We start from the raw sequence: 22,784 nt of genomic DNA on the forward strand, positions 1-22,784 counted from the left end.
CGTGAATTTGGATAAGTGCCGGTCTTCGGCGGCTGCCGCCGTCGCGTGTGCCATCCTGTGGGGCGCGCCCGCCCATGCCGATGTCGCGTGCGCGCGCGACGTCCTCGTCGCCAATTCGATGCAGCGCCAAGCCATCGACCAGCTCGAACAGGCCGATGGTGACGATGCCAACCGGTGCCGCGTCTGGCGCCGGCACGTGGAGACCATGCGCCGGGTCTCGAGCGTCTACGGCCGTTGCCTCTCCGGAGCGGAGCGGGCCGCCAAGCTCAACGAAGTGCAGACCTCGGAGAAGGATTTCTCGGGGCTCATCCGGACTCGCTGCCGCGGTCTTTGAAGACACGACCACGCACAGGCGGTTGATGCCCGCCGATTGACTCAGGGGCGAGGCATCGGTTGTCCTCGTCCACACCGCCATGCTTTTCGCCCGCCTCTCCGACGACCTGTTCAAGCCGCTCGCCTCGCCGAGCCGGGCGTTCAACGCGGCCCTGCTGCTGCATCTGCATGCGCGCGTCTTCGCAGAGACTACCGAACCTCTGCGCAAGAGCGAGTTGCTCGCCTCCATCGGCGATTTCTCCGCCGACTGGTCCCAGGGCGAGATCGCCGACGACGATGCCACGCCGGCCGATCCGATCGAGCGCCGCTCCGCGGTCTATCGGCGTCTCCTGGAGGCCGGCTGGCTCGTGGAGCGGCGCGAGCGCTACGTGCCGGTGGTCGATTTCGACCCCGATGCCCGCCACGTCATCGAGGAACTGGCCCGTATCGACCGGGGCGAGACCCGCTCCTATGGCGGCGCCGTGCTCGAAGTGCTGGGTAGTCTCGAGAGTGCCGTGGCCAACCCGGCCGAGCGTTCGGAGGCCCTCGTCAACGCCGCCAAGGCGTCCCGCGCCTTCCTCGGACACCTGCGCAGCCTCGCGGGCTCCATGCGCAAGATCGAGGAGCGCATCCTGCGCGAGGAGGACCAGGGTACGGCGTTCCGGCTCTATTTCGAGGAGTTCGTCGCGCGCCACCTCGTCAGTGACTACCGTACCCTTCACACACGACTGAACCCGTTCCGCTTCCGCTCCGGCATCGTGAGGGAGGCCGGACGAGCGCTGCGCGACCCCCTCACCATCCGGGCCCTCGCCGAAGCGGGACTGCGTGAGGGGCGGGCCGCCGACCTTCCCCTCGCCGAGCGGGCGGTGCGGCGCGACCTCGCTGAGATCCTGTCGATCTTCGAGGGGCTCGACCGGCATCTCGACAGCGTCGCCGACATCGTCGCCCGGCTGGAGCGCCGGATCGCCGCGTCCCTGCGCTACACGGATCACCGCGATTCCGACCGGATCGAGCGCACGGCGGCGGCGCTACGGGCGGTGGGGGCTGCCGAATGGTCGGATTCGGCGCCCCCCGCCCAGGTCTCGCTGCTACGTCCGCCGATCGGGGAGCCGCATTTCTATACGCCCCGGATGAGGCGGGCAGCGATCCTGTCCGAGCCCCTGCCGGAGATCCATCTCGACCCGGCGATCGAGGCCTTCATCCTGGCCAAGGACGCCTTCCGCCAGCGGGTGATGGTGACGCCCGAGCGCGTCATCGCCTTCGTCGAGCGCAAGCTCGGGACGAACCCCGCCATCCGCGGATCCGAGATCGTCGTGGCGGATGTGGACGAGTTCGTGGTGTTCCAGCGTCTGCGCGAGATCGACGTGCTGTTCGACGGGCTCCTCAACGATCGCTACCGCCTCACCCGTGTCGCGGGCCGTGTCTCCAACGGCTGGCTCGATTGTCCGGATTTCATGGTGGAGCGGTCGTCCCCGCCCCCAACACGCGGGCCAGCGAGCGCGGGCGAACGGCGACCGCGGAGATAAGACCCTACGCGTCGTCCCGTACGGTGGGGAGGACCGAATGTTTGCGTGCATTGCACAATTGTCGCGACAGACGAGATGTCATCACAAACGTGTCAGTGCCCTTGGCAGACTTGAAGAGTCGGATCATCCTCTTGGTATAACCGCATCTAAGCGGGACTGATAAGGAGGTTAACCCATGAGTACCGGCAAGTGCTTGATCAAATCCGCCTGGATCGCCGTCGAGGTGGGGAAAGAGCGAACCGAGAGGGTTCTCGTCGTCGAGACCTACATCGCCGTCAGCCCGCTGGAGCGGAATTTCGACGGTGACCGTTATTCCAAGGTGGTGGAGGAGGTGCAGCGCGTGCTCTCCCAGAACCCCTCTATCGACCGTGCCTCGATCCTGAGCATGCATCGCGACACGGAATGCCTGTCGTTGTTCAAGGCCTCCCCGGCGAAAGCCGCGTGAGGAAGCGGGTTTTGTGTCGCGAGGGCGATCCGAGTAACGAGGCGGGGTGACGGGGCGCCGTGTCCCGCTCGACCGGACCGTCTGAATGATCGAGGCCTTCCGCGCCATCGTCGATGGCGACGAGCCACCGCCTCCGGGTGCCCGTGCACCGTCCGAGGAGGATCTCATCCGCGCGCTTCAAGTCGTGCTGAAGAGCCAGTGCCTCTATGCCGATACGCCCGGTATCGGCCGGTCCTACGAGATCGCCCGGTATTACGCGCCGTTCCTCAAAAGCTATTTTGCCTGTCTCGGCTACTCGTTCGAGGTCTCCCCCCGAGACCAGATGGTGTTCCTGCGCGTGCCTGCCGACGGCGTACGCCATGACGGGCAGGCCGAGCGCCTGCGCAAGGACGAGACCCTCGTGCTGCTGGCCCTGCGCCTCGCCTATGAGGAAGGGCTTCGGGAACACCGCGTCACCACCGACGGTGTCGTGGAATGTACCACCGATGACATCGCCGAATCGATCCGCACCGCCGCCCGCAGCGAGGCGCCGGAAGAAGCGCGCCTCACGGAGATTCTGCGCCTTTTCGCCCGCAAGGGTGCCCTTCGCCTGGGCGAGCGCGACAAGGTCGAGAAGATCACGCCGCTGATGATCCTTCCCGGTGTCGCGGTGCTCTCACCCGATTCCTGGATGGAGCAGGTCCGCGCCTGGGCAGCGGCGCGAATGGACGATGACGGCTGAGCCCGATCAAGGGCGGCATCCACATCGGGGTTAAGATTTCACATGAAACATGCGTGGCACGGCTCGAAGCCCCGACATCGCTCCCTGTGAAAAAGAGGACGATGGGACCGTCGACTTGCATCGTCGGGCCGCCCCGTCCATGCCGTGGCTCCGTCATTTCCATCGAGGACTTGCCCGCCCGGTGTATCGGCTCACCGACATCGCCCTCTCGAATTGGTACCTGATCCGCCGCGAACAGATCCGGATCCGGGGAGCGGCTGCCTTGGTGGGGCCGACGGGGGCCGGCAAGTCGACGATCTTCGACGCTGTCGGCACCGTGCTCGCCGGCAACAACGCCAGCCGCCTCGCCCTCAACGCGTCTGCCTCGGGGCGCAGCGCTCGCACGGTCCGCGATTACTGCCTCGGCTGGATCAGCGACCCCGCCGAAGGCGGCCGTCCCACCCGCGAGGCCTGCGAGACCCTCATCGTCCTCGTCTTCGAGAACGAGACCACCGGACGCGTCGTCTCCGTCGGTCTCGCGCTCGCGGCCCGGGCCGAGGACAGTCGCGAGACCACCCTCTCGCGCTTCATCGCGGTCGGACACCGGTTCGAGATCGCCGATTACGTTCGCGAGACCGCCGAGGGCAGCTACGTGGCGCCCTGGCCGGAGATTGCAAAGGATCTCCGCATCCGGGCGGACAGGTTCGAGGAGTTCCGCTCATCGGGCGAGCGTTTCACCTCCGACGTCCTGGCGCTGATGCGCGAGGGCGCGCCGAGCCCCGAGCCGCGCCACTTCCTGCGTACGTTCTCCAACGCCGTGGCGTTCAAGCCGATCTTCGATTCCTCCGCCTTCGTGCGCTCATTCGTCCTCGAACCCGAGCCCCTGGACGTCGCGCGCATCCGCCAGTCGGTGGAGAACTGGCGCCGTCTCCTGGAGACCATCGAGGAGTTGGAGCGCCGGCTCTCCCATCTCGGCCGCATCCTCAAACGCTACGAAACCTGGGCGGAGGCCAGCCTCTCGGCCACCCTCGACGAGTTACGAGCGGCCGGCGCCGACCTGCGACGCCGCATCCTCGATTACAGCCAGGCCCGCTCTCGCCTCGGCGACGTGGCGGAACGCCTGCGCATCGCCCGCGAGAGCGTGAGCACCAGCCAGGGTTTCGTGCGCGAGATCGACGGCGAGATCGCGGGCAAGAAAGCGATGCTGGCCGGGAGCCAGGGGGAGGGGCGGCTCGCCGCCTCCAATGCCGGCCTCGCCATGCTGGCGCGCGACAAGCGCGACCTCGCCACCCGCGTCGCCGATCTGGTGGGGCTGGTGCAGGAGGCGGGCAAGCTCAACGTCGTCTTCTCCGAGATCCAGCGCATCGATCCGGAATCGGCGCGGATCGTGGCCGCCTGCTCGCGCTCCGGCCTGCGCCGCGATGCGCCCCCCGAGGAATCGCTTCGCTCGGACGGACCGCTCGGCCCCCTTCTCACGGCCCTCGCCTCTCTCTCCGACATCGCCACCCCCCTCGATACCGCTGCCGAGGACATGGCCCTGCGTGCCCGCGCCCAGGAGAAGGAAGCGCATGCCCTCTCGGCCGAAGTCGGCAGCGGGCGCGCGGGTGGCGCGCGCCTCTCCTCGGACACGGCCGCTTTCCGCGACGAACTCGCCCGGCTCGGGATCGAGGCCACGCCGATCTGCGAACTCGCCGAGATCACCGATCCGAAATGGGGACCGGCTCTGGAGGGCCTGCTCGGAGGCGCCCGCGAAGCTCTCGTCGTCGAACCGGACCGGCTGAATGAGGCTTTCGCCCATCTCGAAGCCCGCAAGAGCCAGTTCTATCGCTGCCTGCTGGTGAAGACGACGGACACCGCGCGCCGCCGGGGCGGGCGCGACGACGAAGGGCCGATCTCGCTGATCGAGACTCGCGATCCCCATGCCCAGGCGTTTCTCGCGGCACGGCTCGGCGGCTACGATCTCGCCCCCAACGACGCGGCCTTGGCCCATATGAGCCGCGCCGTGGCGCCGAGCGGCCGCTCGACCTCCGGCATGGCCTATTCCGTAGTGCGGCCGGTTCAACTGATGATGACCCGTGGCAGCCGCGGTCCCACGGCGGAGAGCCGGCAGAACCTGGAACACGCGGTCAATGAGGCACGGCGCCTGCGCGGCGCGGCCGGCGTGCTGCGCGAGGCCGCCCGTATTGCCGCCATGCTGCGGGTCCGACTCGCCGAGGCCAATCTCGACATCGTCTCCCTGCGCCAGGAGGCTGACGCGATGGAGGGGCGGCGACGCAGCCTCACCACCGAGCGCGAAGCCGTGGAGAAGGCCGATACCGGCGCGCTGGAGGCCGAGATCAAGGAGCTCGCCAAGGAGCGATCGGCCTATCTCACCGAACTCGTTCAGGTGCTGGAGCCGAAGCGCGACGCGCTGCTCGGCGAGGAAGCGGGCCTGAAGGCGAAGGTCGCCACCGCGCGGGAGGCGATCCGCGCCGCGCTTCACGCAAGGCGCGGCGCCCATGCCCGCTGGATCGCGGGGGATTCCGTGCGCATCCGTCTCGTCCGGCCGGACGGGTTCGATCCGCTGGCGGTGGCCAAGGCGCGGGCCGACGCGGCGGGCCTCGAATCCAAGGAGTTGGCGGCTTTGGCCAATGCGGCGCGCGGCGCCGCCCGCGAGGCGATGGAGACGGCGCGCACGCAAGGCCGTGCCGCCGAGCGCGATCTCGCTGAATACTGCGTCCAGTGGCGTATCGAGAACCCCCTGGGCAACGGTGATGCCCCGGCCTCCTTCGGCTTTTCCTGGGTCGCCCGCGCCCATGACGAGGTGGCGGGCCACGAGCTGCGGCGCTACCGCGACCAGGCCGTGCGCGCGGAGAGCGAGATGCGGCGCCTCATGACCGAGGACCTGCTGACGCGCCTCGCCGACAAGTTCGAGCGGGTCCGCACCCGTCTCGATGCCCTGAACGAACGTCTCTCGACCCAGACCTTCACCGGCCAGACCTACGCCTTCGAGGCCACCGTCGATCGTCGCTACGCCGCCGTGCATGCCCTCGCCACCGAGGTGGCGCGTTCGGCCGACGCAGCGCAGGCGATCCTGCCGGGGGAGGGCGAGGACGTACCCCCGGGGCCGCTCGCTGCCGCGATCGAGGAGATCACCGCCCTGATCGCCGGGGACGAGAGCGCGGCGCGGCTCGCCGATTACCGCAATTATTTCGTCTACGAGATCGGCATGCGCGACAAGGCAGGTAACCGCACCACCATGTCGAACCGGGCCTTGCGCGGGTCGGGAGGCGAGGCACAGGCGCCGTTCTACGTCGCCATCGCCGCATCACTCGCCTCGGCCTACTATCCCGGCGACCGGCCCGGCGACGAGAATCCCGGCCTCGGACTCTGTCTCCTCGACGAGGCCTTCTCGAAACTCGACGTGCGCAACTCCCAGGCTTTGGTGGACCTCTACCAAGCCTGGGGATTACAGCTTCTCATCGCGGCGCCCGAGGACAAGCGCACCACCCTCACCGAAGTGATGGACACCATCGTCACCGTCTACAAGAGCCCGGATCTGACCTCGGTCCGGATCGAGGCCGAGCATCCGCTCGAGACGGCCAAGCGCGCACTCGCCGCCATCAACCCGGAACGCCAGGGTATCGAGCGATTCCAGGTCTCCGACGCGGCGGAGTGAGAGGCGTGGCCGGAGGCACCTCCTTACCGTCGCTTTGGCTTCGCCTCTCGCTCACCGAAGGCATGACGGGGTGCCTTCGGGTCCTTTCCCCGTAGGCGGAGAGAGGGGAAAGGGTGCCTAATGCGATGCGCTTTGCTGTGACGAAGGCGCGATCAGACCTGACGCGAGGCAGCGTCTCGGATCGCGGTAAGAGTCAGGATGGCGGGGGCATCGCTCCCGGTTACCGCGAGGTGATCGGCGCCGCTGGATAGGAGCAGCGCCAGGGCGTCCTTTAACGACGTTTCCGCGGTGACGCCCGGCGCATCGCCTGGATCGCCCGGAACCGCGATCGCGCCCGCTTGGCTCAGGGCCAACCGGCGCAAAGCCCGGTCTTCACCGACGAAGCTCTCCACGAATCGGTCGGCTGGGGCTGCGAGCAGGCGGTCCGGCGTGTCAGCCTGGACGATCCGGCCCTCCCGCATGAGCACGACGCGGTCGCCCATCCGCATCGCCTCGTCGATATCGTGGGTGACGATGATCACGGTCTTCTTGAGCCGGCGCAGGATCTCGCCGACCTCTTCCTGCAGCCGGTCGCGGGCGACGGGGTCCACGGCGCCGAAGGGTTCGTCCATGAGGAGCACGTCAGGGTCCGCCGCCAGGGCGCGGGCGACGCCGACGCGCTGGCGCTGGCCGCCGGACAATTCGTCGGGCCGTCGCTGGCGATACGCGTCCGGGTCGAGGCCGACGAGGTCGAGCATCTCGTCCACCCGATCTGCGATCCGGGCGCGTGTCCAGTCCAGGAGGCGGGGTACGGTGGCGACGTTCTCGGCGACATTCCGGTGCGGGAACAGACCGATGCCCTGAAGCACGTAACCGATACCACGGCGCAGCCGCACCGGATCGACCTCCGCCACGTCGCGTCCGTCGAGGAGGACACGTCCGGCATCCGGCTCCACCAGACGGTTGACCATGCGCAACGTCGTGGACTTGCCGCAGCCGGAGGGACCGATGAGGACGCAGGTCGTCCCGGCGGCGATGTCGAGGTCGATCCCGTCGACGGCGGGCCGCTCTGCGCCGGCAAAGCGGCGCGAGACACCCTCGAACCGAATCATCGACCGAGCCTCGCGGTCTCTGGCGTCAGCAGCCGAGGCAGATCGAGCCCATGGTGGTCCGCATTTTCCGGTCCCAAGCCTTGTCGCGCGCTGCGGATATCTTCTGGGCCTTGAGCATGTCGGCTTCGGTGGAGGCCCGATTGAAGGTGGAGCCCGGCGGCTTGGTCACGCCCATGGCAGTGGTCATGCGCTTCGGCGCAGGCTGCTGTGAAATGTTCGAGGGCTGCGCCTGAACGGGCACGGCGACGAGCAGGCCCAGACAGACGGACGCGGCAAGGAAGCGTGTCATGATCAATCTCGACTTTTGAAACGTATAATGACGCAGTAGCAGGCCGCGGATACCAGCGTTCCCGGTCCGCCATGCTTGGTCCGCCATGACGGCAAGGTTATGGCTTTCCGAGGCGGTCTACTGACGACAGCGCAGACAGTGCCGAATCCTCACGCGGTCTTGCGTGTGCCAGCGCACCGGCCGATCACCGGTTGTCCTCAGCGGCGTCAGGCGAGGTGGGACGTATCGGCCGGAACGCGACCAGGGTCATGTCGTCCCGGCGGCTCTCGAGCCCCCGATAGGCAACGAGCTCAGCCTCGAGAATGCTGATCTGCCGGCGGAGTTCCTCGTCGCGGCTGCGAAGGAGAATATCCGACACGCCACGATGCCCGAGGAGCCGGCGTTGCGCGCCGGGGGGGGCCATCTGGTCGGTGAGGCCGTCGGTCATCAGGTAGAAGGTGTCGCCCGGCGCCACGTCCAGAATGATGTCCTCGGTCGTGAACCGGGTGCTCCCGTGCCGTGGGTAGCCGAGCCCGTGCCGCGCGCCCTTGATCCGGGCGAGGCCCGCTTCCGTGATGCTGGTGAGCGCCAGTCCGGCGCCGGCGAAGCTCAGCCTTCGTGCCGCGGGGTCCCAGATGCACACGCCGCAATCAAGCCCATCGTCGGATTCCGCACCGCGCCCGTCCTGGCGCAACTGGACGCGGACCATCTCGTCGAGGGCCGTCAGGATCTCGGCGGGCGAGCGCAGGCCGCGCTCGTGCAGCAGCCGGTCGAGCGCGGTGGCGACGATGAGGGTGATGAAGGCGCCCGGCACCCCGTGGCCGGTGCAATCGGCCACCACGACGATGCTGAGGTCGTCGAGGCGTTCCAGCCAGAAATAGTCGCCGCCGACTTGATGCAGCGGCTCCCACAGAACGGCTACGTCAATGCCGGCGCCGGCCAGTGCCGCCCGGTCGGGCAGGACGGAGGTCTGGATCCGGCGGGCGTAGCCAATGCTCTCCATCACCTGATTGTTGGCGTCCGCGAGCTTGGCATGAGCCTGTTCGAGCTCGGCGAGAAGCTGCTTCGCCTCGTCGCCGGCGCGCAGGCCCTCTACCATACGGTTGAAGGCCGAGGAGATGACGTCGATCTCGTTGCTGGCCCGGACGGCACCGTCGAACTCCACCAATGACCAGCGCTTGTGCTCGACCTCGCGCATGGCGAGCAGCAGTCGCTTCAGGGGGGCGAGGACGTGTTTGCGGACATTGGCATGGAGGGTCAGCACGAAGGCGAGCATCAGGATGAGGGTCGCCCCCAACGCCAGGAGTGCCTGTTTCTCGGCGTTGCGGCGCAGGGCTTCGGTGGACAATCCCAGCGTCAGTCGCCCCGCGGATTCTGCGCGCCCCGCCGCCGTGACGGTGCTGGAGGCGCGGATGAGTTCGAGGCCCCGACCGGCCGGTATCTCGCCGACGGACATCACCAGTCCGCCTGCCGCGTTCCAGGCGCGCACGAACTGGAAGGCCGGATCGAGGGTGAGGGCCTGGATCTGCGCCGTGTAGACGTCCGGGCGCTCGCTCCAATCGGGGCGGGCGATGGAATGGGCGGTCAGGGTGACGAGGAGGTTCGCCCGTTCGGTATAGAGCCTGAGGCTGTCGGTGTAGTTCACCCAGGCGATGCCGATCTGCGTCGCCAGCACGACGATGGCGATCACCGGGTAGATCCGCAGGAACAGGGTGTGGGCCAGACTGTCGAGGTCGCGTCCCTGCGCAGAGCCGCGCAGCGCCCCAGGCCGCATCGTGCCGGGCGCGGATGCCGAGGCGTCGGCGAAACCGGCGAGTTCCCGGAAGTCGTCGCCGCTCAGGGGACCGCCGCCCCTCAAGGAGCGCTTGCGGGGGGGAGAACCGACGGCGGGCGATGCCACCTTGCCCCCCGGATCGGAGGTCATGGCGGCGAGACGGTCCGGATCGAGCTGCGGAACGAGCGGACGCAGCCGCGTCCGGCATGTTTGGCGGCGTAAAGCGCGGCATCGGCCCGGCCGAGCGTCTGTTCGAAGGTCTCGGTTCCCTCGATGGCCGCGACGCCGATGCTGACGGAGAGTGCCAGCGGTCCGCCGGGCCATTCCACGCCGGTCTCGTCGACGAGACGGCACAAGTCCTCGGCGACCACGAGCCCGGCATCGGGTTCGATCTCGGTGAGCAGGATCGCGAATTCCTCGCCGCCCATGCGGCCGATCACGTCCACCTTGCGCAGCCGCTTGCGACAGGTCTCGACGAAGCAGATGAGGGCCGCGTCCCCGGCGGCATGGCCGAACTCGTCGTTGAGGCGCTTGAACCGGTCGAGATCCGCCATGAGAAGGCAGGCCGGAACCCGGTCGCGTTCGTATCTCAGCCATTCACGCCGGCTGATTTCCATGAAGCGGCGACGGTTCACCGCGCCGGTGAGATCGTCGGTATCGGCCAGGCTCCTCAGCTTGGCTTCGAGACGGGTCCGATTCTCGATTTCGCCGGACAGCGCCTCGTTGAGGGCCTGGAGGTCGCGTTGCTGCTCCGCGAGGCGGCGGTTCGCCCTCTGCAGGTCGAACTGCATCCGGTCACTCAACCTCACGAGGCGGCGCTGCTCGTCATAGCTGCGGCGGTAGGCCTCGGCGAGTTGCTGAACGCCGCCCGCGACCTGCGCGAGGCCCGCCAGCATCCCGTCGGTCTTCACCAGGACCGCTTCTTCGGTGTCGTAAAGACTGAACGCTTCGCCGACGGCGGGTGGATCGCCGATCTGCGCAACGATCTCAGGCTTGGTCTTCATCCGCATCAGTGCCCCGTCTGCGCGGTCTCGACGAGATCGAACCGTGCGTGGGTGAAGTCCGACGCGAAATCCTCCCCGGCCTCGGCGATGGTCTCGTCCCCCTCGGCATGGAGCCAGCGGATGGTGACGCTACGGCCTGCCTCGGCGGCGTCCTCGAGAGGCATGAACAGGTTCATCAGGCCCTTCGCGCTCGAAGAGTTGAAATAGACGAGGGCGACTTCGAACACGATCGGATCCGTGCTCGATGCGGCGAGGTAGGTCCGCAAGGCCTGGAGCAGGGGGCCGAAGAAGGCCGCGGCATCCTCCGGGTACGATTCACCGGCCAGCCTGAAACGGCCGGCGGCGAAGTCGAAATTCACCTCGGGGGATCGGGGGGTGGCTGGAATCTGAATCCGGTCCATTGCTGGGGCGCCGTCAGATGAAGGCTTTGAGGCAGAACAGACTGCGCTCGCTGCCAAGGTCGTGAAATTCGAACTCGACCGGTGCGCTCGACCGGCGAGCGATCTCGATCAGCCCGATGCTGCCGCCCAGACTGCCTTCATCGGGGGCCTGGCGTAACTTTTCGCGGTAGAAACGCTTGAGTTCTTCGCTCGACATGCCGGCAATATGGTCCAATCGCTCGCGCAGGATAGCGGCATCGGCCTTGGGAATCTCGTTGCCGCACACGACGAAGAAATGTCCGTTCTCGACGCCCACAACGATCATTCCCGCGCTGATCATACCGCCGGAGGCCCGGTCCGTGGGAAGTTTGTCGGCCGAATACCGGATGATGTTCTGGGCCTGCTCGACGAAGATCGAGAACACCCGCTTGGCGATGGTGGCGTCCGTCTCACCCTGGATCATCCGAAGCTTCAGGACTTCCCCGAGCGAGAACAGGACATTCTCCGAAAGGTCGCCGCCGAACGAAAGGATGATGCCGTTGCGCTTCGACGTCTCGAAGAAGGATTTGAAATCCTGCGCGAGCAATGCGTCCTCCCTGGACAAGGCGGATGGTGATGCCGGAGCGGCGTCCAAGCACACGATCCGGAAGCATTAGCTCCAAAGCGTCTACGGAGAGTTATCGCTCCGGCGCTCGCCCGAGAGAAGCACAATTCGTTCCACCCGATTAACCACGGTGTGCCGGGCCAGGGTCCGTCATGCTCCGGAAGGGGGACTTCCCAATTCCGAAGTCTTGTCGTCAAGTCATGAGCCGTTGAGCCGACCGGTCGAGAGAAACAATTTATAGGGATTTGACACTGTAGAAGTCGCGGGTGCGCGTTGGCGTGGGCACGAATCCAGACCTCGTCGGTCTGAAGTGGATCGGATCGTGACGCAAGAGAAGTCCGTCCTCATCGTATCGGATCGGCCGGACCGGGTAAGGCTGCTGGCGCGCGCCATCACCACGATTCTCCCTTGCCGCAGCGTCCTCGGCGACCAGTCGATACCCGCCATCCTCCCCGTCGTCGCAGTCATCGACATGGACCCTCGGGAAGGCGTGGCGGCAGCCTGGGCGACCCGCCTCCTCATGTTGCGCGTGCCCTGCCTTGTCCTCACCGGCTCGCCTGCCGACATCCCGCACAAGGCGAATCCGGCCCTGCGCATCGCCGCGGCCGATACTCCGCGCCCGACCATCCTCTCCCTCCTCCTCAGCCTGATCGACGCCGGCCGGAAGATGCGGACACGGCGCGACGGCGAGAACGCCGCTGTGGAAGCGAAGGCGCATCGCGCCTGTTCGGTCGTGGCGGGCATGTTCCATGCGGCGCAATTCGACCAGTCGATCTCGGCCGACGAGGTCGATGCCGGCACAGACGTCATTCTGGAAGCCGTCTCGGAGGGGGGGATCCGTGCGTGGCTCGACGTGCTCGGACGCTACGACGAGTTGCTCTATCAGCATTCTCTCAGCGTCGCCGGGTTTGCCGCGGCCTTCGGCTTCCACCTCGGGATTCCGCGGGCCGACCGGAAGCGCCTGACCAAGGCCGCGCTGCTGCACGATATCGGCAAGGCCAAGATTCCCCTCGCCATCCTCAACAAGCCCGGCGCGCTGACCTCGGACGAACTGGTTATCATGCGGACTCATGCCGCCGCCGGCGCCGACATGCTCACCGGGCAGGAAGGGTTCGATCAAGCGATGCTCGATGTGGTCAGGCATCACCATGAGATGCTCGACGGCAGCGGTTACCCGTCCGGCCTCACCGGCGATGCGATTTCCGATCTCGTCCGCCTCGTGACGATCTGCGACATCCACTCCGCCCTCACCGAACGGCGCGCCTATCGCAAGCCGCTCCCGCATGCCGAAGCCCATGCCATCATGCTCGGGATGACGGGCAAGCTCGACATGCCGCTCCTGCGGGCCTTCCTGCCCATCGTCAGGCTCTCGACCCCCGACGACGCCCTGGTCTAGGGATTGCCGCGTTCGGTTTACCGAACCCGGACCCGTTTGCGGGACCCGTTCACTTGGATCGATGTCGCAGGACGGCCGCAATTTTTGCAGGAAAGTTCTAGTTCAAAAGTTTTATCTCTTCGTGTGAGATCTAAGCGAAGACTCATCTCCCTCGCCTTGTTCTTTTAAAAGCACGTTTCGTTGACCCGGATCGTCGCTGCGATCACAGTTCGGCAACGATGCCGGGGCGCATTTGACGATCGGACGGAACGTTCTGATCGATGCCCCCGGCACATTCCCGAACCCGATCGGTAGGCGCTCGATGTCTCTACAAGGCAGCTCTTTCTCAGGCCCGCTCCCCCGCATCGTCGGCTTCAGCGCCAATCTCCAGCGTCCCTCCAAGACGCGGGCGCTCGTCGAAGCGGTGGCCGAGGCGACCGGTGCGCGGCTCCGCGCCGATATCCGCCTGTTCGACGTCGTCGATGCCGGGACCGGCCTCGGCGCGGCCTGGTCGCGCGATCAGCTTTCGCTGCCGGCCCGGCGCATTCTGGAGGCGATCGAGAACGCCGATGCGCTCATCGTCGGGACGCCGGTCTACAAGGGCGCCTATACCGGCCTGTTCAAACACCTGTTCGACTTCGTCGATCCGGCGGCTCTCGTGGGCAAGCCCGTCGTGCTGTCGGCCACGGGCGGAGGCGCGCGTCACGCCCTCGTCGTCGAGCATTCCCTGCGGCCTCTCTTCGGCTTCTTCAGCGCGCAAACCGTCCCGACCTCCGTCTATGGCAGCGACGTGGATTTCACCGACGGAATTCTCGTCGACGAGGGCGTGCGGGGCCGCGTTTCCGATGCCGCGTCCCAGCTCGCTGCGCTGCTCGGCGCACGGGCGAAGCCCTCGGCTTCGTTCGAGGCCGCGCCGGCCGCCGCCTTCGCCGCTCCGAACCGATAGCCCGCTCGGACGACCGGGGGCGCCGGCCGGGCGATGCGCCCGACGGCGCCGAGATCGGCGCCTCCTACAGAGCCTCAGTCAGCAAGGGCTGGACACATGCCACGGAAGACAACCATCGGTTCCGACATCCTCGGCCGCCTGACACCCTGGCTCGTGCCGGTGGCGATCATCGCCGGCTGGCAGGCGGCGGCCTCGACCGGCCTCGTTTCCACCCGCTTCATGCCCGCGCCCTCGGACGTGATCGCCGCGGGCTGGCAGGCGAGCAAGACCGGTGAGCTTTGGGCCAATCTCTGGATCAGCTTCCTGCGGGCGGCCGTCGGCTTCCTCATCGGTGGCAGCATCGGCTTCGCCCTCGGCCTCGCCAACGGCCTGTCGCAGCTCTCCGAGAAGCTCACCGACACGACCCTGCAGATGGTGCGCAACATCCCGCACCTGTCGCTGATCCCCCTGGTCATTCTCTGGTTCGGCATCGACGAGGAGGCCAAGCTCTTCCTTGTGGCCATCGGCGTATTCTTCCCGATCTACGCCAACACCCTGCACGGCATCCGCTCGGTGGATCCGCAACTGGTGGAGATGGGCCGGGTCTACGGCATGTCGCCCACGACCCTGTTCCTTCGGGTGGTCCTGCCCGGTGCGCTGCCTTCGATCTTCGTCGGCCTGCGCTACGCGCTCGGCATCATGTGGCTCACGCTCATCGTCGCCGAGACGATCTCGGCCTCGTCCGGCCTCGGCTACATGGCGATGCAGGCGCGTGAGTTCATGCTGGTGGACGTGGTGGTGCTGGCCATCGTCATCTACGCCCTCCTCGGCAAGATCGCCGACACCCTGACCCGGCTGCTGGAGCGTTCGTTCCTCGCCTGGAACCCGGCCTATCGGAATATCTGAGGGGCATCGACCCGACGTGCCCCTGTTCTTCGATCAACCCTACGGACGACGTCCATGACCGCCTCCACCCTGCTTCGGGCGTCCGACGCCCCTCTCGCGCCGCCCCGCGAGGTGCCCGTCGCTCCCCCGCTCCGCCAGTCCACGCGTCCTGCGGCGACCGCAGGCACAGGGGTCGCCGTCACCCTGCGCGGCTTGGCGAAATCCTTCGACGGTCATCAGGTGATCGAGGGGCTCGACCTGCACATCCCGGCGGGCCAGTTCGTGGCCATCGTCGGCCGTTCGGGCTGCGGCAAGAGCACCTTGCTGCGCCTGATTCTCGGGCTCGAACAGCCGAGCGCGGGGCGGATCGACCTGGAGAACCCAGGTGCGCGCTCGGCTACCAAGCGCATCATGTTCCAAGAGCCGCGCCTGCTGCCCTGGGCCCGGGTCGCCGACAACGTCGCCGTGGGGCTCGGCGGGGCCGGGCGGCGCCAGGAGCGGCGCGAGCGGGCCGCGTCCGTGCTGGCCGAGGTCGGCCTCACCGACAAGGCCGGCAACTGGCCGGCCACCCTCTCCGGCGGCCAGCGCCAGCGCGTCGCCCTGGCGCGCGCCCTCGTCAGCCGGCCGGGCCTGCTCGCCCTCGACGAGCCTCTCGGTGCACTGGACGCCCTGACGCGCATCGACATGCAGGACATGATCGAGCGGATCTGGCGCAACCAGGGCTTCACCGCCATCCTCGTCACCCACGACGTTGCCGAGGCGGCAGCCATGGCCGACCGCATCCTCGTGGTGGAAGAGGGCCGCGTCGCCCTCGACCTGACCGTGGACGTGCCCCGCCCGCGCCGGCGCGGCGACCCCGAACTCGCGCGGCTGGAAGGCCGTATCCTCGACCATCTGCTGAAGGACCGCGCCCCGGTCTGATCCCCGGACGCGCGCGATCCCACCGGCACAACACCAGGAGCATCCCATGACCGCAGAGACCGACGTCCTCTGGTTCCTTCCCACCCATGGCGACGGCCGCTACCTCGGCGCGCAGGAAGGCGCCCGCGACGTGTCGCTGGCCTATCTCCGCCAGATCGCGCAGGCCGCGGACGAGCTCGGCTATTACGGGGTGCTGCTGCCCACCGGCCGTTCCTGCGAGGATTCCTGGGTCATCGCCTCGGCTCTCGCCGCCCTGACGAAGCGTCTGCGTTTCCTCGTGGCGGTGCGTCCCGGCCTGCAGGAACCGTCCATGGCCGCCCGCATGGCCGCGACCCTGGACCGGATCTCGGACGGGCGCCTCCTCATCAACGTCGTCACCGGCGGCGACCCGGTGGAGCTGCGGGGCGACGGCGTCTTCCTCGACCATGACGAGCGCTACGTTGTCACCGACGAGTTCCTGCATGTCTGGCGCGGGCTGATGTCCGGCGAGACGGTGAATTACGAAGGCAAGCATCTCAAGGTGGAGGACGGCCGGCTCATCTTCCCGCCGGTCCAGAAACCCTATCCGCCGCTGTATTTCGGCGGCTCCTCGCCGGCCGGCATCGAAGTCGCGGCCGAGCATTGCGAAGTCTACCTGACCTGGGGCGAGCCTCCGGCGGGCGTCGCCGAGAAGATCGCCAAGGCGAAGGAAGCCGCCGACCGCAAGGGCAAGACCTTCTCCTACGGCATCCGCCTCCACGTCATCGTCCGCGAGACCGAGGGCGAAGCCTGGGCGGCGGCCGAGAACCTGATCTCGCGCCTCGACGACGAGACCATCGCGCGGGCGCAGGCCACTCTCAAGCGCCAGGATTCCGTGGGCCAGAGCCGGATGATGGCGCTCCATGGCGGCGACCGCACAAAGCTCGAAGTCTCGCCCAACCTCTGGGCCGGCGTCGGCCTCGTGCGCGGCGGCGCCGGCACGGCGCTCGTCGGCTCGGCCGATCAGGTGGCGGACCGGATGAAGGAGTACATCGACCTCGGGATCGATCGCTTCATCCTCTCCGGCTACCCGCATCTGGAGGAGGCCTACCGCTTCGCCGAACTCGTTTTCCCGAAGCTGCCGCTTCGCGCCACCACCGGTGTTCCCCCGAGCAACGCCCGCAACAACGGCCCGTTCGGCGAAGTCATCGCCAACGACATCGTCCCCAGTCGCCGGATCGCGGCGCATTGAGAGGACGCATTGTCTCCCCCGCTCGCGGGGAGAGGGCCGCGACGACTCCGTCGTCGGCGCGGCGAGGCGGCAGCCGATGTGAGGGGCTGACGCCGAAGGAGGTTTTTCCGGTGAGTCCCCCTCACCCTCGTTCCGGCTTCGCCTCCACTCACCGGATGCACGACAAGGTGCATCCGGTCCTCTTCCCGCCCGCGGGGAGAGGCGGGCCTCTCACCGGACATCTGTTCCAGAAGCTGTACGAGGACATTCCATGCCCCGTTCCACCGCGCGCACCCTCTCCCCGCCTCGGCAGACGACCCTCGCCTTCCTCACCGCCCTCGCATTCCTGATCCTCGGCACGCTGCTAGCGCGCGCCGAGGACAAGGTCATCCGCATCGGCTACCAGAAATACGGCACGCTGGTCCTGCTGAAGGGCAAGGGCCTGCTGGAGAAGAAGCTGGCGCCGCTCGGCTACCGGGTGAGCTGGGCCGAGTTCCCCTCGGGGCCGCCGCTGCTGGAGGCGCTGAATGCCGGGGCCATCGATCTCGGCTCGGCCGGGGAGGCGCCGCCGATCTTCGGGCAGGCCAACAACCCGGATTTCCTCTACGTCGCCCATGAGCCGGCGGCACCGCTCGGCGAGGCGATCCTCGTCGCCAAGGACAGCCCGATCAAGACCGTCGCCGATCTGCGCGGCAAGAAGATCGCCCTGAACAAGGGCTCGAACGTCCATTACTTCCTGGTCGAGGCCTTGGCGAAGGCCGGCGTGCCCTACGAGGCGGTGACGCCGGTCTTCCTGGCGCCCGGCGATGCGGTCGCGGCCTTCTCGCGCGGCGCCGTCGATGCCTGGGTGATCTGGGACCCCTTTCTCGCCTCGGGCGAGCGGGCCACCGGCGCGCGGACTCTCGTCAACGGCACCGACATCGTGCCGAACCGCCAGTTCTACCTGTCGACCCGCCCATTCTCCGACGCCAATAAGGAGGCGCTCGATACCACCCTCGCCGCGATCGGCGAGATCGACGCCTGGGCCAAGGACAATACCGACGCGGTGGCCGCCGAACTGGCCCCCGCCATCGGCATCCCGGCGCCGGTCCTCACGATCGCCCTCAAGCGGCTGACCTACGGCGTGACCCCGCTGGACGCGGCCGTCATCGCCGACCAACAGAAGGTGGCCGATACGTTCCACCGCCTTGGTCTGCTGCCCAAGCCCATCACCGTCTCCGACGCCGTGCGGAAATCCGGTAGTTGATGGGGCTTTACCGTCCGGCCGGCGCCGGCATGAGCCGGCGCAGGACAAGGTGGGTCGTCCCGCACAGGACGAGGGGGATGACGACGAGAAGGCTCACGAACCAGGCCCAGGCCGGCATCATCGTCTGGGCGACGGCGTCGCTCATGCCCCAGACGTAGTTGATGTTGACGGGGTCCAGCCCGGCATCGGGGCGCGGAGCGGGCATCAGGAAGAAGCACACGAACAGCACCGCGACTGCGAGGCCGGACCATGCCGCCCAGGCACGCCGGTCGTAGCCGAGGCGCCAGACTAGGTAGACGAGCAGGAACGGCAGCCAGCCGTGGAACAGCGAGAGCCCGCGCAGGAACAGCGGGTTCTCGGCCTTGACCATGTAGGCGGTCATGCCGGTGAGCGACACGCCGCCGAGTTCGGCGAGAAAATCTACCACCCAGAGCAACTGGGGTGCCAGGATGCCCACCGTCGGCATGGAGACCAGGAGCGGGCTCTCCCGCCAGATCCCCACCAGGGTGAGCAGCAGGGCGACGTCGCAGAAATAGAGGAAGTTGGTCGGCCCGTACCAACTCCAGTAGACGGGCACGAGCACCGCCATGAAGGCCGTATAGGCGAGCTTGAGGGCTAGCGGCAGGCGTTGTGCGCTCGCCGGTTCGAGAGAGGTGGCGGCGTCGGCCAGGGTCGCTTCCGCGACCGCGAGGGGATCGGTCGCTGGGACCATGCTACCGCTCATGTCCGATCCTCATTCATGTCCGCCGCCCCTTCGTCCGTCGAATCGATCGGCCGCTTCAAAGCTTGGCCCAGGCGGAGGACACACGAATTCGCGAGCCTCCGGCGTGACGCGTCGCACGCGAGGGGCGTCATTGCTGAGGGCCGGCTTCGCATGCAAGCCGCGATGAGCGTTCACGGCGGTCAGGCCGCGGCGCGGTCGCGTCCCGACGCCTTGGCCTCGTAGAGGGCCTCGTCGGCCCGCGCGATCGCCCGGATAAGCGACGTTTCCCCCGCCGCGACCATGCTCACCCCCATGCTGGCGGTCCAGGCCGGCAGGTCCGGCAGCGCCCGGAAGGCACGTCGTAGATCGTCCGCGAAGGCGAGGGCGGTCTCGCGGGCGGTGTCGGCGAGAACGACGATGAACTCGTCGCCACCCAGGCGCACGAAAAGGTCCCGGCCCGAAAGGCGGCGCATGGTGCAGGTGGCCAGGGCGACCAGCACCGCGTCGCCCGCCGCATGGCCGTAACGGTCGTTGATGGACTTGAAGTGATCGACATCGATGGCGATCACCGCCGTGTCCAGGGCGACAATAGCCGGCGAATCCGCCGTGAGGCCGGCGCGATTGAGGGCGCCCGTCAACGTATCATGCAGGGCGAGACGGCGAAGAACTGCTTGCGCCCGTTCGCCCGGCATCGAGATGAGGCCGAGATTGAGGATAGGGAGCAGGATCTGGTCCGCCAGCAGTGGCACCAGGGCCACGGCATAGGGGATCTCACTTTGGTTCGTCAGGATGACGAGCGTGAGCAGATAGGCGGGGATGTATCCGAGGAGCGCCAGTCCGGCGATGCGGCGCCCTCCCATGACGTCGCCGCGCCGGCCGCTCACGAGAACCGAGCCGATCGCCAGCATGACGACCGCCAAACCCAGGATGCCGCCCATCTGCGCGGCCGTCCGGTCCAGCAGAAGGGCGGGGCCGAGATATCCGAGGCCGGGCAGCAGGATCAGGGGGATCGCCCAGGGGCGACGCTTTGGCAGGCCGTCGAACCGGTCCACACCGGTGAGGACCAGGAGAGAGGAAGCGCCGAGCAGCGCGTGCAGGACCGCGATCGCAACCGGATGATCGCCCACCACTCCGAAGCCGATCATGATCGCTGCGTAGAGTCCGGAACTTCCCGCCCAGTCGAGCAGGAAAGATTGTCCGGTCCGGTTACGCCACAACGTCAGATAGACCGTCATGAAAGCAACGCTTATCAGCGTGCTGCATAGACTAAGGGTCGGCACGTCGGGAATCGGAAACATGAAGGCGACTTCGTAGCGGCACGGACCGAAACTGTCTTAACGGCAAAGCCTTAAGAGCGCATCACCGAAGGATCCGGTCCAGCTGAATCCCGGCGACAACTGTCGCGAGGCCGGTGCGATGTGATAAATACCGGCGCTCTGCTCGTGGCGACTGGGCGAGGATAATCCATCGCCGGTGCACTAAGTCGTCGCGAAGTATCGTTGCTCGTCGAGCGCGTGTAAGCCTTTCGCGCGACTTTCAAGGTTGCACCACGACCTGCCGGGTCGGCGGTCACTCCAGCCTCACAACAACGCTGTCGCTGGCACCCGACGCGTCCATCACCGAGATCCTGGCGAAGCCCGCGCCGTCCGGTGACCATTCCGATTGGCGCCGGGCGCTCTCGGCGACGGGCAGGCTGTTGACCATCCAGGTGAGGGGCGGCACCCCGCCGAGCGCCTTCAGGGCGAGGCTCGGCGCAGGGCCGGGTTCGGCGAGGCCTAGATCGATGCGGGCGCCATCCGGCGGGTAGGCGATCTTGAGGGCCGAGCCCAGGGCCGCCGACAGGGTCTTGGGCACGTCCTTGCGGATGTGGCGCAGGGGCGGCGGCAGGCCGGCGGTGGTGGTCACCAGGGCGTCGCGGGGCATCGGCACGGAATCGGGCTCGCCGCCGAAGCGCGAGAACGCGTCGAACAGGATCGGCGCGGCCACCGCCCGACCGACGAGACCCGGCACGGCGTTGCCGTCCGCCCGCCCGACCCAGACCGCGATGGTGACGCGCCAGTCGAACCCCACCGCCAAAGCATCGCGATAGCCGTAGGATGTGCCGGTCTTGAACGCGATCCGGTTGGGTAGCGCGTTCTCCGGCGGCGGCGCACCGCGCAGGGTATCGGCGACGTACCAGGCCGCCACCGGTTCGGTGACGCGCAGCTCCGGCGGGGGCGATGCGGCCGGCCCGTCGAGGCGGCGGATCAGGTCGGGCACCGAGCCCCCACGGGCGAGGCCGGAGAACAGCCGCGCGAGGTCGGTGAGGGTGATGCCGAGGCCGCCCAGAGCCACCGGCAGGCCGGGTGCCGTGTCGCGCGGCAGGTCGATCCGCGCTCCCGCGCCGCGCAGACGGGCGATGAAGCGGGCGGCGCCCACCGCCTCCAGCAGGTCCACCGCCGGCACGTTCAGGGAAAGCTGGAGCGCGCGCCGCGCCGTGACGGTGCCCTGGTAGCTGAGATCGAAATTCTCCGGCGCGTAGGAGCCGGCAAAGCGCACCGGCCGGTCGTCGAGGAGGGTCTCGGGATGGGCGATGCCGTTCTCGAAGGCCAGCGCGTAGATGAACGGCTTCAGGGCCGAGCCGGGCGAGCGGATCGCCCCCGTCATGTCGATGGCGCCGGAGCGGCTGGCATCAAGATAGCCGGCGCTTCCCACCTGCGCGATCACCCCGCCGGTGCGGTTGTCGATGGCGAGGATCGCCGCCGAGATGCCCGGCCCGATGGCCGCGGCGCGCTCGGCGGCCAGCCGTTCGAGGCTCGCCTGCAGCCGCCCGTCGAGGGAGAGGCGCTGGACCCGCGCGGCGGGATCGGCGGCCACGGCCGCTTCTGCCGCATGGGCCGCCAGCATCGGGAAGGGCTTTCGCTGGTCCGGCACCGGTTCTGCCTTGGCGGCCTTCGCCTCGGCGGGCGTGATGATTCCGCGCGCGGCGGCGATGTCGAGCACCCTGTCGCGCGCCTGCCGGGCGCGGGCGGGGTAGCGATCCGGCCGGCGCGCCTCGGGCGCCTGCGGCAGGCAGACGAGGAGGGCTGATTCGGCGAAGGAGAGCCGGGCGGGCTCGCGCCCGAAATAGGCGAAGCTCGCCGCCCGCAAGCCCTCCACCGGGCCGCCATAGGGGGCGAGCGCGAGATAGAGGTCGAGCACGCCGTCCTTCCCCAACCGGCGTTCCAGCTGGACCGCCCGCACCATCTGCCGAAGCTTTGCGCTAAGCGAGCGCTCGGGGCGCGGCTCCACGAGGCGAGCTACCTGCATCGACAGCGTGGAGCCCCCGGAAACGATTCTGCCGTGGCGGAGCCATTGCCAGGCGGCGCGCAGGGTCGCGGCGGGGTCGATGCCGGGATGGTCGGCAAAGCGCCGGTCCTCGTAGGCCTTCAGCATGGCGAGCATGCGCGGATCGACGTCCGCCCCCGTCACCGGCAGCCGCCAGCGCCCGTCGGCGGTGGCGAAGGGGCGCAAGAGATGGCGGTCCCGGTCGAGGATGACGGTTGATCGGAGGCTCGCCTGGGTCAGGTCGAGGGGCGGGAGGGTCGCGACGAAGCGCCAGAGGGCGAGGGCGGGGAGGAGGATGAGGAGGGCGATCACGCCGCCGGAAACCCTCCCCCCCTTGCGGGGGAGGGTGCCTGCGGAGCAGGCGGGAGAGGGGGCGACCTCTCCGGACGTGGCGCTCCCCTCTCCCGACCCACTTCGTGGGCCACCCTCCCCCGCAAAGGGGGGAGGGGAGGGGATGTCGCGATCCATGAGC

General features: G+C 68.1%; 20 protein-coding genes. 11 read left to right on the top strand and 9 right to left on the bottom strand.

The window, feature by feature from the left end; genetic code table 11:
• The first annotated feature begins 1 nt into the window (after position 1).
• The 5 genes from ACYQOP_RS06945 (at position 2) to ACYQOP_RS06965 (ending at position 6,641) form a co-directional block, all read left to right on the top strand.
• Positions 2–334: a hypothetical protein gene (locus ACYQOP_RS06945; protein ID WP_461221825.1), complete on the top strand. Its 333-nt coding sequence runs from the start codon at positions 2–4 to the stop codon at positions 332–334.
• 79 nt (positions 335–413) lie between these two features.
• Complete coding sequence (locus ACYQOP_RS06950; RefSeq protein ID WP_461221826.1) at positions 414–1,838, top strand: Wadjet anti-phage system protein JetA family protein; 1,425 nt, start codon at positions 414–416, stop codon at positions 1,836–1,838.
• A gap of 175 nt (positions 1,839–2,013) precedes the next feature.
• Positions 2,014–2,283: a hypothetical protein gene (locus ACYQOP_RS06955; protein WP_056422735.1), complete on the top strand. Its 270-nt coding sequence runs from the start codon at positions 2,014–2,016 to the stop codon at positions 2,281–2,283.
• Positions 2,284–2,368: 85 nt separating this feature from the next.
• The gene (locus ACYQOP_RS06960; RefSeq protein ID WP_461221827.1) at positions 2,369–3,004 is read left to right on the top strand and encodes a DUF4194 domain-containing protein; all 636 of its coding nucleotides are present in this window, start codon (positions 2,369–2,371) and stop codon (positions 3,002–3,004) included.
• A gap of 181 nt (positions 3,005–3,185) precedes the next feature.
• Positions 3,186–6,641, top strand: coding sequence for an SbcC/MukB-like Walker B domain-containing protein (locus tag ACYQOP_RS06965; protein ID WP_461221828.1), 3,456 nt, complete (start codon positions 3,186–3,188; stop codon positions 6,639–6,641).
• A 152-nt stretch (positions 6,642–6,793) separates the two neighbouring features.
• On the opposite strand, the gene ACYQOP_RS06970 is transcribed toward ACYQOP_RS06965, so the two are convergent.
• The 6 genes from ACYQOP_RS06970 to ACYQOP_RS06995 form a co-directional block, all read right to left on the bottom strand.
• Complete coding sequence (locus ACYQOP_RS06970; RefSeq protein WP_461221830.1) at positions 6,794–7,732, bottom strand: ABC transporter ATP-binding protein; 939 nt, start codon at positions 7,730–7,732, stop codon at positions 6,794–6,796.
• A 25-nt stretch (positions 7,733–7,757) separates the two neighbouring features.
• Positions 7,758–8,021, bottom strand: coding sequence for a hypothetical protein (locus ACYQOP_RS06975; RefSeq protein ID WP_405030624.1), 264 nt, complete (start codon positions 8,019–8,021; stop codon positions 7,758–7,760).
• Positions 8,022–8,205: 184 nt separating this feature from the next.
• Positions 8,206–9,924, bottom strand: coding sequence for a SpoIIE family protein phosphatase (locus ACYQOP_RS06980; RefSeq protein WP_461221831.1), 1,719 nt, complete (start codon positions 9,922–9,924; stop codon positions 8,206–8,208).
• On the bottom strand, positions 9,921–10,784 hold the full coding sequence (locus ACYQOP_RS06985) for a GGDEF domain-containing protein (protein WP_156467637.1): 864 nt from the start codon (positions 10,782–10,784) through the stop codon (positions 9,921–9,923). The genes ACYQOP_RS06980 and ACYQOP_RS06985 overlap by 4 nt, the downstream gene beginning before the upstream one ends.
• Positions 10,784–11,179, bottom strand: coding sequence for a DUF1987 domain-containing protein (locus ACYQOP_RS06990; protein WP_461221833.1), 396 nt, complete (start codon positions 11,177–11,179; stop codon positions 10,784–10,786). The genes ACYQOP_RS06985 and ACYQOP_RS06990 overlap by 1 nt, the downstream gene beginning before the upstream one ends.
• Before the next feature lie 13 nt (positions 11,180–11,192).
• Positions 11,193–11,744 carry a SiaB family protein kinase gene (locus ACYQOP_RS06995; RefSeq protein WP_056422713.1) on the bottom strand — a complete coding sequence of 184 codons (552 nt, stop codon included), beginning with the start codon at positions 11,742–11,744 and terminating at the stop codon, positions 11,193–11,195.
• Between the two features lie 340 nt (positions 11,745–12,084).
• Between ACYQOP_RS06995 and ACYQOP_RS07000 the strand changes: the two genes are divergently transcribed.
• The 6 genes from ACYQOP_RS07000 (at position 12,085) to ACYQOP_RS07025 (ending at position 18,303) form a co-directional block, all read left to right on the top strand.
• Positions 12,085–13,158 carry an HD-GYP domain-containing protein gene (locus ACYQOP_RS07000; RefSeq protein ID WP_461221834.1) on the top strand — a complete coding sequence of 358 codons (1,074 nt, stop codon included), beginning with the start codon at positions 12,085–12,087 and terminating at the stop codon, positions 13,156–13,158.
• A gap of 301 nt (positions 13,159–13,459) precedes the next feature.
• Positions 13,460–14,083 carry an FMN reductase gene (gene msuE / locus ACYQOP_RS07005; RefSeq protein WP_461221835.1) on the top strand — a complete coding sequence of 208 codons (624 nt, stop codon included), beginning with the start codon at positions 13,460–13,462 and terminating at the stop codon, positions 14,081–14,083.
• A gap of 96 nt (positions 14,084–14,179) precedes the next feature.
• Positions 14,180–14,968: an aliphatic sulfonate ABC transporter permease SsuC gene (gene ssuC / locus ACYQOP_RS07010; protein ID WP_056422707.1), complete on the top strand. Its 789-nt coding sequence runs from the start codon at positions 14,180–14,182 to the stop codon at positions 14,966–14,968.
• 54 nt (positions 14,969–15,022) lie between these two features.
• Positions 15,023–15,868: an ATP-binding cassette domain-containing protein gene (locus ACYQOP_RS07015; RefSeq protein WP_461221837.1), complete on the top strand. Its 846-nt coding sequence runs from the start codon at positions 15,023–15,025 to the stop codon at positions 15,866–15,868.
• 46 nt (positions 15,869–15,914) lie between these two features.
• Positions 15,915–17,078: an FMNH2-dependent alkanesulfonate monooxygenase gene (ssuD, locus tag ACYQOP_RS07020; RefSeq protein WP_056422701.1), complete on the top strand. Its 1,164-nt coding sequence runs from the start codon at positions 15,915–15,917 to the stop codon at positions 17,076–17,078.
• Between the two features lie 250 nt (positions 17,079–17,328).
• On the top strand, positions 17,329–18,303 hold the full coding sequence (locus tag ACYQOP_RS07025; protein ID WP_461221838.1) for a sulfonate ABC transporter substrate-binding protein: 975 nt from the start codon (positions 17,329–17,331) through the stop codon (positions 18,301–18,303).
• Positions 18,304–18,310: 7 nt separating this feature from the next.
• Here the strand turns inward: ACYQOP_RS07025 and ACYQOP_RS07030 are convergent, their stop codons facing one another.
• The 3 genes from ACYQOP_RS07030 to pbpC all read right to left on the bottom strand — a co-directional run bounded on the left by ACYQOP_RS07030 (position 18,311) and on the right by pbpC (position 22,780).
• On the bottom strand, positions 18,311–19,027 hold the full coding sequence (locus tag ACYQOP_RS07030; protein WP_461221839.1) for a hypothetical protein: 717 nt from the start codon (positions 19,025–19,027) through the stop codon (positions 18,311–18,313).
• 179 nt (positions 19,028–19,206) lie between these two features.
• Positions 19,207–20,241, bottom strand: coding sequence for a GGDEF domain-containing protein (locus ACYQOP_RS07035; RefSeq protein WP_461221840.1), 1,035 nt, complete (start codon positions 20,239–20,241; stop codon positions 19,207–19,209).
• A gap of 334 nt (positions 20,242–20,575) precedes the next feature.
• Positions 20,576–22,780 carry a penicillin-binding protein 1C gene (pbpC, locus tag ACYQOP_RS07040; protein ID WP_461221842.1) on the bottom strand — a complete coding sequence of 735 codons (2,205 nt, stop codon included), beginning with the start codon at positions 22,778–22,780 and terminating at the stop codon, positions 20,576–20,578.
• Between the last annotated feature and the right edge of the window lie 4 nt (positions 22,781–22,784).

This window comes from Methylobacterium sp. CM6247, from assembly GCF_054817925.1.